The organism is Deltaproteobacteria bacterium (assembly GCA_003696105.1).
GTDB lineage: Bacteria > Myxococcota_A > Polyangia > Haliangiales > J016 > J016.
The window spans coordinates 1-9,723 of the sequence record RFGE01000196.1; the positions used below are offsets into that span (position 1 = coordinate 1).

Genomic DNA, 9,723 nt, shown 5'->3' on the forward strand with positions numbered 1-9,723 from the left:
CGCGATGGCCGACGACCTCACGCCGGAGGAGGCGACCTCTTTGGTCATGGTCCTGGGCGACCGGTCGTTCATCGGCGGGATGCAGGCCTGCGCGCAGCGAAAGAAGCTGCCCCCTTGGCTGAAGAAATACCTGATCAAGGGGCTTTGCACCCTGGCCGCCAAATTGTGCTGCGAATACGCGCCCGATCTCTGCGATGCGTGCGAGACGGCCGAGTATTTCTGCCTCGTGTGGACCAAGCCGGGCGGCAAGGGCAAGCCGCCCAAGCCTCAGCCGTAGCTCCCTGCTTGAGGGCGGTCGACCGGCCGCGGGGAGGCGGGATCCGCCCCGCCTTCCCGCGGGTCGGCTCGGCCCGGCGGCGTGGCGCGCGCCGCCGCGGCTCGAGTCGGCCGCCGCGCGCGGCGCCGCGGCGGCCGCCGCCCGGCGCGCGCCGGCACGAACTCGGAGCGCGTTGGTCAATTATGGATGACCGCGATGCACTGTGCGGGGTCATCACGGCGAGCCGACGACGGCGGTGTGCCCTGTCGCGCAGGCCCGACGCCGCCGGCGACGCGAGCGGGCGACGGCTGCAGGGGACTGGCGCGCTCCGATTTCGTATACTGGTCGCGTCCGCGCGCCGCGACGGACGGACAGGGGGATCAGCGAGCATGGCCGTCGAACTCGCCGCGGTGTTGCAGCGCCACCCGTGGCCGGCGTCGCTGCGCGATACCGGCGTGGAGTGGATGTGGCATTGGCGGTTCGAAGTCGACGCGCCGCCGGACGTGCTATGGCCGCACCTGTCCGACACGAGCCGATTCAACCGCGCGCTCGGCCTCGGGCGCATGCAGTTCGAGGAGCGCGACGGCGCGCTGCACGGCGACGGTCGCAACGGGTTCGTGCGCCAGCAGTGGATCGAGGAGCCGTGGCAGTGGGTGGCGGAACGTGAACTCGCATCGATTCGCGTCTACGCGCGCGGCCTCGCCTACGGGTCGCGCGTCGTCTACGCGCTGGCGCCCAACGGGCGCGGCGGCAGCGAGCTGCACGTTCACTTCACGTGGTTGCCGCGGGGATGGTACGGGCGGTTGGCGCTCGCCCTGGGTATGCGTTGGCTGCGGCGCCAGTACGCGCGCGCGACCGCGCGCCTCGCCCGCGAGCTGCGCGAAGCGTCGCCGCACGATCGGCTGCTGCCTGCGGCCGCGCCGCCGCTGGACGATGCCGCGCGCGCTCGCCTCGACACGTTGCGGGAACAACTGTATGGCGCACCCGTGTCGCGCGCCGTCGTCGATCGGCTCGTCGACCATGTGTCGACGGGTGACGAACTCGAGCTGTACCGCATTCGGGTCGTACCGCTGGCGCGCCGCTGGGGCGTCGACGACGGCGAGTTGTTGGTCGCCTGTCTGTACGCGACGCGCGTCGGCCTGCTCGAACTGAGCTGGGACGTCGTGTGTCCGCACTGTCGCGGCGTCCGGTTCGAGGCTCGGTCGCTGGGCGACGTGCCGGTGCGCGAGGCGTGCGAGGCGTGCGACGTCCAGTTCGCGATCGACGCGGATCGCGCGCTCGAGATCACGTTTCACGTCCACCCGTCGATCCGCGCCGTACCGAAGGTGTTCTACTGCAGCGCCGAGCCGGCGACCAAACCGCACATCCTGGTGCAGCAGACCGTCCCGGCGGGGCAGACGCGCACCGTGCCGACCTCGCTGGCGGCCGGCCGCTATCGGATTCGGGTGCGCGGTCGCGACGGCCATCGCTTCCTCGATGTCGTCGCGGGCGGGCCGGCGGCGGTAACCTGGCGCGCAAGCGACGGCGGCGATCTGCGCGGCGGACCGGGGTGCGAACTCGTGTTGATCAACGACCGCGACGCGGACGCGCGGTTCGTCATCGAGTCGGCCGGCGAGGACGACGACGCGGTGCGGCCGTCGCGCGTGTTCAATCTGCAGGACTTTCGCGACCTGTTTTCGGAGCAGTACCTGGCTGCCGATCTGCAACTGTCCGTCGGCGAGCAGACGATCCTATTTACCGACATGGTCGGCTCGACCGAGTTCTACGGCAGCCGCGGCGATCCGGACGCGTTCATGGAAGTGAAGCGCCACTTCACCGAGGTCTACGCGATCGTGCGGCGCCACCGCGGCTGCGTCGTAAAGACGATCGGCGACGCGGCGATGGCGGCGTTCAGCCGGCCGGCCGACGCGGTCGCCGCGGCGCGCGAGGTGGCGCTGCGCTTCGGCCCACACCGGACCGATACCGCGATTCGGCTGCGCGTGTCGATCAACACGGGACCGTGCATCGCCGTCAATCTCAACAGCGGCATCGACTATTTCGGCGGCACGGTGAACATGGCGTCGAAGCTGCAAGCGAAGGCCGGTGCGGGCGAGGTGGCGATCGCCGCCGCGACCTGCGAGGCGCCCGGCGTGCGCGCGCTGCTCGACGAACTGGGCGCCGAGTTGGAGCCGGACTGCCTGGAGCACCCCGCGCTGCCGGCGCCGCTGCGGCTCGTGCGGTGGAAGGTGGCGCCCGCGCCGTAGCGGCCCGCGCGAGCTGGAGCGGCCCGCTACCCTTGATCGGCGTTGCGTTGCTTGTCGAGGAAGTCCTCGTCGAAGTAGTCGAGCTTGTGCAGCGGCATGATCAGGCTGCTGAGCAGATTGAGCAGGTGGGCATCGATCCGCTTGTAATACCGCGCGCCGAGAGTGAGCTTTACCACCGTGCTCGGCTTGAAATCGGACTGCGCCAGCTTTGCGACGAACTGATCGCAGCGCTTGGCGACGGTGCGCCCTTCGGTCGTCAGCTGCGTCGCGCGCCGTACGTCGCTGGCCTCGAGAACGTCGGCGGTCTCGCGCGTGAAGTTCTCGACGCTGTCACGGATCTGGCGCAACTCGTCGGTGAGCGGGTGGTCGGGAAGCGGCTCGGATACCAACGACGCCGCTTCCGCCAAGTTCTTGGCGTAGTCGCCGAGGCGTTCGACGTCCTTGACCAGGCTCATCATGAGAAGGGCGTACGGGACGTCGTGACGCGCCGCCATCGTGAGGTGGGTCGCCGCGCGCTTGCGGATTTCGCGCTCGAGCTTGTTGACCTGAACGTCTTTCGCTCGAATGTCCTGAATCCGCGCTTCGTCGACGGTGGGCTCCCAGTACATGCGGCTCGCTTCCAGCACCATCTCCTGGGCCAGCCGCAGCATCTGCTTGAATTGCTGGCTCAGTTCGTCGATAGGGCGGTGTCCGCCCCGGAAGATCGAAAGCAACTCCTTCCACATCGTCGTGGCCTCCTAGAACATCCGCGGCAGGAAGATCAGCACCGCCGGGACCCCGTAAAACAATAGCAGCACGTACAGCAGCGCGTACTTGCGCGAGCGGACGGCAACGTTGGCGAGCCACCGGGCGCATCGCAGCGGAATGCGGCGGGCCGGCGGGGCGACGAACACGATCAGCACGCCGGCGACGTTGAACAGAAGATGCACGAGGGCGATGGTCAAGCCGAGCTGGAGGCTCTCGCGCGGAAGAGCGAGCGATGCGATCAGCGCGGTGACCGTCGTGCCGATGTTGGCGCCGACCGTGATCGGAAACACTTGCTCGAGCCGGAGCAGCCCGGCGCCGGCGAGCGGCACGAGCACCGAGGTCGTAATGGAACTCGACTGCACCATGATCGTGACGACGATGCCCACGACGAGGCCGATGTAAGGGTTCTGCTCGGCCGAGCGTTCGACCGCGGTCTCCATGCGGTCGGAGGACAGGATTCGCAGGTTCCTGACGATATAGCCGAGGGTCACGAACAGCAGGATCATCGAGACGACGATCAGCGCGACCGCACGCGCGTGGGGGGAGTCGAACGCGACCGCGATCCCGTGTTCGACCTGGTGGACCACCCATTTGGTTGCGGTTTTCAGCGGGTTGGGCAACTCGCCGCCGCTGCCGCCGGCGAACGCGTGCGCCAGCGCCGCGGCCGAGTGCGACAGCACGCCGGTCGCAAGCTCGAGCGGGAGCATCACCGCGACGGTGAGGAAGTTGAAGAAGTCGTGGCAGGTCGCGGCGGCGAACGCGCGGCGGAACTCCTCCGGGCGCGTGATGTGGCCGAGCGACACAATCGTGTTCGTGACCGTCGTCCCGATGTTGGCCCCCATGATCATCGGCACGGCTTGCGGAATGCTGAGGCTGCCGGCGCCGACCATCGCGACGATCATCGACGTGGTGATCGATGAGCTTTGCGCGAGGGTCGTGCCGAGGATGCCGACGACCAGGGCGACGAACGGGTTGTCGGTTGCCGCGAAGAAGCTCGCGATCGCCTGCTTGCCGAGCGCCTTGAAGCCGGCACCGAGCCCGGTGATCCCGGTGAGAAACGAAACAGCAGGACGACGACCAGGCCGACTCGCAGCCAGAACTGCTGGCGGGACAGCGACGGACTTGCGGGGCGGGTCATGGCGCTCGCGGAGACTGTCTCCGCGTAGGCGCGCCGCGTCAATCCGCGAGCGGCGATTTCCCGGCTGCGACAAGCGGCTCGCAGAATTCCGCTACCGCGCCGGCGATCTCGTCGACCGCGTCGTCGTCCGTGCGGCCGGACCGCCGTAACACGCGGAACCCGTGGTCGGCGGTGTCGACGACGTGCAGGTGCGCGCTCGGCAGGTCCTCGACGACCCGGCGGATGAGATCGAGGCGGGCGAGCGCGTCTCGCGTGCCCTGGACGAACAGCATCGGCGCGTCGATGGCGGCGAGGTGGGCGGCCCGGTCGGTGCCGGGCCGGCGGGGCGGGTGCAGCGGAAACCCGAGGAAGACGAGGCCGCGCACGCCGGGGAGCGGCGCGGCCGCGTGCGCGAGCGACGTCATGCGGCCGCCCATGGATTTGCCGCCGGCCAGCAACGGCAGATCCCCGGCCGTGCGGCGCGCGGCGGCGATCGCCGAGCGGACGGTCGCCGTGAGCCACCGCGCCGGATCGGGCCGCCGCCGTCCCGCCTCCATGTACGGGAACTGGTACCGGAACGTGGCGACGCCGCGCGCGGCGAGCCGGTCGGCCACCGCGTCGAGGAACGGGTGGCGCATGCCGGCGCCGGCGCCGTGCGCGAGCGCCAGCAGACAGCGCGCGCCTCGCGGCCGCACGAGGTGTGCGCTGACCTCGCCGTGCCGTTCGGTCGCGACGAACTTCACGGCCGGGTCCCGATCGCGATCGCGACCGGCTCGGGGGTGCCGTGGCGGATCAACGTGCCGCCGGTGAGGCGGCCGCCCACCTCCAGCCACGGTTGGCCCGTGACCGGGTTGACGCCGTGCGGACCGGCCGGGCGGCCCGCGACGCGGCGCGCGACCAGGCAGGTGGCGGCGACCTCGGCGCGCGCCGACTCCCACCGGCCCGCGTCTTCGGGATCGGCCCACGGGTGGTCCGCGCCCCAGATGGCCGCGCGCCGCCGCGCGACGAGGCGCTGGCGATCGGCCCCGGCGCGGTGCGGGGCGCGCAGGTCGGCGACCACGAGGCGCTGCTCGGCGAGCTTGCGCGCGAACGCCGCGACACCGCCCGCGGCGCGCGCCAGGCGCTCCACTTCGGCTCGCGCGGCGTCCGTCCAACCGGGCGGCGGTTCGCCGCGTCCCGCGCCGGCCACGAGCGCGCGCTCGTACCAGCGCGTCTCCGCCAGCAGGGCGTCGGCGACCGTCGGCTGGCCGGCCGCGAGCCGGTCGCACGCGTCGGCGACGGCTCCGGCCTCCGCCGGCGGCGACGCGGTGAGCACGGCGCGCAGCGCGGCGAGCGCACCGCGGACCGCGTTGAGCCCGTGGCGCGCGGCGTACAGCCGGCGGCCGCGCGCGATGTCGAACCCCATCTGTGCGGCCGCCAGCAGCGTCCACGCGGCGCGGTCGGCCTCGCCGCGCTCGGCGAGCGCGAGCGCGTGGGCGACCGCGGCCGCGGCAGCCGCCTCGAACTCCGCGGGGTCTCCGGATGGCGCGGGCGCGGCGGCGGCCGCCGCGCCGGCCGCGACGAGCGCGGCGACCTCGCCGGCGCGCGCGTCCGCACCGAGGCGGCGCAGCGGCTCGGGCGCGCGGTTCCACCGGTCCGCCATCGCGAACACCGCGTCGGCCGTGTGCGCGCGGGTCGCCATCACGCCCAGGGCCACCCGCCGGGCTTTGTCGTAGCCGTCCGCCATCGCGACGACGCCCGCGGGCGGCGCGATCGGCGGCCGCGCGGTGGCCGGCGGGTCGGCGTCGAGCCGGGTGGCGACCGCCGCGATCGGATCCGACGCGGCGCCGCCCGCGTCCTGTGCCGGTGGCGCGGGGCGGTCGTGCGACCGGCACCCGGCGACCGCGAGCGCGACGACGGCGGCGCCGCACGCGAGCGTCGGTACGTCGTTCATCCGCGGCATTGTAGCCGACCGGCGGCGCGCGTCGCGGTCGTCGCCGCCGGCGCACACCGCCCGTCCACAGGTTGTCCACAGTGCGCTCGGCGGCGCGACTTGACACGATCGCCCGGCGTCCGATCATGGTAGGCGGAAGGACGTGACGTTTTCCACGCGCGAGGCGGCCGAGGTCGTGGGCCTGTCCGAGTCGACGGTGCGCGGGTGCGTGCGCGCCGGCTTCTTGTCACCGACCGCAAGCGGCGTCGCGCTGCGGTTTTCGTTCCGCGATCTGGCCGTTCTGCGCGTGGTCAAGGCGCTCGTCGACCGCGGTGTGCCGGTGCGCCGCATACGGCGCCAGCTCAAGACGTTGCGAGAGCAACTTCCAAGCGACGTGTCGCTATCGCAGATCGCGATCGACGAGCACGCCGGCCACGTCGTCGTGCGCGTCGGCGACCGCGCGGTCCGGGCGGACAACGGCCAGGGCGTGTTCGACTTCTTGCTCGCCGCTCCGGCCGGTGAAGTCGCCGCGTTGCCGGTGTGCGCCACGCCGGCCGCGCCGGAGCCGGTGCCCGGCATGACGTCCGACGAGTGGTTCGAGCGAGCCGTCGAACTCGAGGACGTCGATCCGCAGGCCGCGATGGATGCATATCGGCGGGCGCTGCACCTGCGGCCCGATTGTACGGAGACGCTCATCAACCTCGGACGCCTGCGCGCCGAGAGCGGCGATACCGCCGGCGCCGCCGACTGCTTCCGCGAGGCGCTGCGCATCGATCCGCGCGACGCCACCGCGCTGTACAACCTCGGCGTCGTGGCGCAGGACGAGGGGCGCGACCAGGAAGCCATCGAGATGTACCAGCGCGCGCTCGACCTCGACCCGGCGCTGGCCGAGGCGCACTACAATCTCGCCACGCTGTTCGATCGCGCCGGCGACGCGCGCGCGGCGATCCGCCACATCAACGCGTACCGGCGCCTTACGCGCGAGCAGCAGCCGCGCTGACGCGCGGGCGTCGCGGCCGGCCGCTAATCGGCAAGTGGCGCGCGGTTCGCTCCGGCACGCGTGCCGATCTGGCGGCGGATGAAGTCCGACCCCTCGGTGAGGTCGACGTGAAAGTGGTTGCGGTGCGCGTCGTTGTAGTTCGGCGTGAGCGCGATGTTCCACACGCCGGCCGCTTTCATCGCGCAGACGATCTCGTGCAAGAACGCGTCTTTGTCGTTTTCCACGGCGGCCGCGCAGGTCGGCTCGTCGTCCGGGTCGATCACCCAGTCGTCGTTGACCGAGTAGTAGGTGCCGTCTTCCGTGGTGAAGCCGGCGATGTCGATCGCCTTGGCGTATGCGTGCTGAGAAATGCCGTTCGGGCAGTCCGGCGGGGTGCCGCCGCCGATGCAGCGATAGTTGTATACGCCAATATCTGCCACTTCGACGACGCCGCGCTCGCGCAAGATCGGTGCGGCTTTCGCCAGCGCGTGCGCCAGCTCGCAGTGCATAAAGAACGTAGTGCGCGGGTCGGAATTGCTCACGTACCGGTACGCGACGCCGTTGATCGGCGTGGTTACGGTGACCGGGTCGTCGACGCCCTGGCGGTCGGGGCCCGGTTCGTAGTCGAGGCCGTACAGGTCGAGCCAGCCGGCGCAGTCCGCGACCTCGGGCGCTGCGACGACGATATCGATCTCGTCGGCCGCGACCTCGGCGCCGGCGGCGTCGAAGCCGACGGCGCGGATCGTCGTCGGGCCATCGGCGCGCAGCCACGCCGTCACGGCGGTTCCGTCGCCCACCGGTTCTCCGCCGGCGAGCACCTCGACGCGCGCGACCGGGCCGGTCACGTCCACCCGCACGTCCACCGCCGCCGCGAGCGCCCCGACCGGATCGAGCGCGTCGCGCACGACGGTCGCGCCGGGCGCCGGGGATGCGATCGTCACGGCCGGTTCACCGGCCGCTGCATCGGGGGCGGGCGGTGTCGGGGGCGCGTCGCCGCCGGTAATGTCGCCGGCGCACCCGGCCGCCACGGCTGCGAGCGCGATCCACCGGATCATCCTGTGTGGATTGTCCCGCGCGGCCGCGCCGTGTCAACCGGTCCGCGCGCCAGGCCATGTATAGTGCCGCCAATGAAGGAGATCGCCCCGGCCGCCGAGCGCAACAAGGAGCCGATTCGCGAGGTTCTGGCCGAGGTGTTGCCCGCGACCGGACTCGTGCTCGAGGTGGCATCCGGAACCGGCCAGCACGCGGTCCACTTCGCCGCCGCGTTTCCGCAGATCGTGTGGCAACCGTCGGACGTCGACGCGCGCGCGCTGGCGTCGATCCGCGCGCACGCCGCCGACGCGGCGCTGCCGAATCTGCGCGAGCCGATCTACCTCGATGCCGCCGCGGACACCTGGCCGGTGGCGGCGGCCGGCGCGGTGGTCTCGATCAACATGATCCACATTGCCCCGTGGCGATGCTGCGTCGGCCTGGTCGCCGGTGCGGCGCGCGTGTTGCCGGAGGGCGGACCGCTGGTGTTGTATGGGCCGTTCCGCGTCGACGGCGCGTTCAACGCCCCGAGCAACGCGGAGTTCGACGCATCGCTGCGGCGCATGGACCCGGAATGGGGCGTGCGCGAGCTGCGCGACGTCGAGACGGAGGCAGCCGCCCGCGGTCTGGTGCTCGACCGCGTGGTCGACATGCCCGCCAACAACTACACCGTCGTGTTCCGCAAGCGGCGACCGGCTACTGGACCACGACCGTGACGCGGTGGATCTCGACCCAGCTGTCGTAGTTGGGTTGGTCGATCACCCAGTTCGACAGGACGACCTGCGTGCCGTCGAAGCGTCCGGACGCGTAGAAGCCGTAGCCGCCCGCGAACGGATCCTCGTCGCCAGCGACGGTCTGGTGCTCCCAGTTGCCGGCGGCGTTCTTTTGCGCGAGCAACAACTCGTGCGTCGTCGCGTCCTGATATGCGATCACCGGGCCCGCGTTGGTGAGCACGATCGCGCTGTCGTCGCCGACGAAGTGGAACACGGGCTGCGGCAGGCCCGATTCCGTCTGGCCGTCGATGCGATAGCCGCTGTCGACCAGTTCCGGAACCGCGTCCGGCGCGTCCGTCACGTACATGAGGTCGTCGGTCGTCGCGCTCACGTAACTCACGTGAGCGACTCCGTCGGCATCGACGGCGACGGATGGATACCAGCCGACGTCGGCGTCGGCGCCGTCGAGAACGATCGGCGCGGCGAACATGCCGGTCGCCGGATCGAACCGCGCGAGCTTCAGGTCGCCGTTGACCCGATCGTAGTAGGCCAGTACCGGGGAGCCGTCCGGCGCGCGCGCGGCGTGTACGAACAGGCCGACCCCCTCCGGGATGATGTACGGGTCCGGCTCGCCCGCGGCCGGCTCGTCCAACTGCACGGTGATTTCGTCGACCACGAAGATGGCCCAGTCGGCGGACGACGCCGGGACGGGCGTCTGCGCCGCGGC

10 protein-coding genes are annotated in these 9,723 nt (G+C 71.5%); 4 read left to right on the plus strand and 6 right to left on the minus strand.

The window, feature by feature from the left end:
- Together D6689_12985 and D6689_12990 are read left to right on the plus strand one after the other, a co-directional pair.
- On the plus strand, positions 1 to 277 hold a 277-nt coding region (locus tag D6689_12985; GenBank protein ID RMH40690.1), incomplete at its 5' end, for a hypothetical protein.
- Positions 278 to 459: 182 nt separating this feature from the next.
- Positions 460 to 2,499, plus strand: coding sequence for an adenylate/guanylate cyclase domain-containing protein (locus tag D6689_12990; GenBank protein ID RMH40691.1), 2,040 nt, complete (start codon positions 460 to 462; stop codon positions 2,497 to 2,499).
- Positions 2,500 to 2,525: 26 nt separating this feature from the next.
- Here the strand turns inward: D6689_12990 and D6689_12995 are convergent, their stop codons facing one another.
- From D6689_12995 to D6689_13010, 4 genes are read right to left on the minus strand one after another with little or no spacing between them, the layout of a single operon-like run.
- On the minus strand, positions 2,526 to 3,224 hold the full coding sequence (locus D6689_12995; GenBank protein RMH40692.1) for a hypothetical protein: 699 nt from the start codon (positions 3,222 to 3,224) through the stop codon (positions 2,526 to 2,528).
- Between the two features lie 12 nt (positions 3,225 to 3,236).
- Positions 3,237 to 4,457, minus strand: a complete 1,221-nt coding sequence (locus D6689_13000) for a hypothetical protein (protein RMH40693.1) — start codon at positions 4,455 to 4,457, stop codon at positions 3,237 to 3,239.
- Complete coding sequence (locus tag D6689_13005) at positions 4,423 to 5,106, minus strand: alpha/beta hydrolase (GenBank protein RMH40694.1); 684 nt, start codon at positions 5,104 to 5,106, stop codon at positions 4,423 to 4,425. Before D6689_13005 ends, D6689_13000 begins: the two co-directional genes overlap by 35 nt.
- On the minus strand, positions 5,103 to 6,296 hold the full coding sequence (locus D6689_13010; protein RMH40695.1) for a hypothetical protein: 1,194 nt from the start codon (positions 6,294 to 6,296) through the stop codon (positions 5,103 to 5,105). Before D6689_13010 ends, D6689_13005 begins: the two co-directional genes overlap by 4 nt.
- A gap of 142 nt (positions 6,297 to 6,438) precedes the next feature.
- Here D6689_13010 and D6689_13015 point away from each other — a divergent pair, with 142 nt between their 5' ends.
- Positions 6,439 to 7,275 carry a tetratricopeptide repeat protein gene (locus tag D6689_13015; protein ID RMH40696.1) on the plus strand — a complete coding sequence of 279 codons (837 nt, stop codon included), beginning with the start codon at positions 6,439 to 6,441 and terminating at the stop codon, positions 7,273 to 7,275.
- Positions 7,276 to 7,298: 23 nt separating this feature from the next.
- On the opposite strand, the gene D6689_13020 is transcribed toward D6689_13015, so the two are convergent.
- Entirely contained in the window at positions 7,299 to 8,309 is a 1,011-nt protein-coding gene (locus tag D6689_13020) for a hypothetical protein (GenBank protein ID RMH40697.1), read from the minus strand.
- 72 nt (positions 8,310 to 8,381) lie between these two features.
- Here D6689_13020 and D6689_13025 point away from each other — a divergent pair, with 72 nt between their 5' ends.
- Positions 8,382 to 8,999: a DUF938 domain-containing protein gene (locus D6689_13025; GenBank protein RMH40698.1), complete on the plus strand. Its 618-nt coding sequence runs from the start codon at positions 8,382 to 8,384 to the stop codon at positions 8,997 to 8,999.
- On the opposite strand, the gene D6689_13030 is transcribed toward D6689_13025, so the two are convergent.
- A partial coding sequence (locus D6689_13030) for a hypothetical protein (GenBank protein ID RMH40699.1) occupies positions 8,980 to 9,723 on the minus strand: 744 nt, incomplete at its 5' end. The two genes, D6689_13025 and D6689_13030, sit on opposite strands and share 20 nt — an antisense overlap.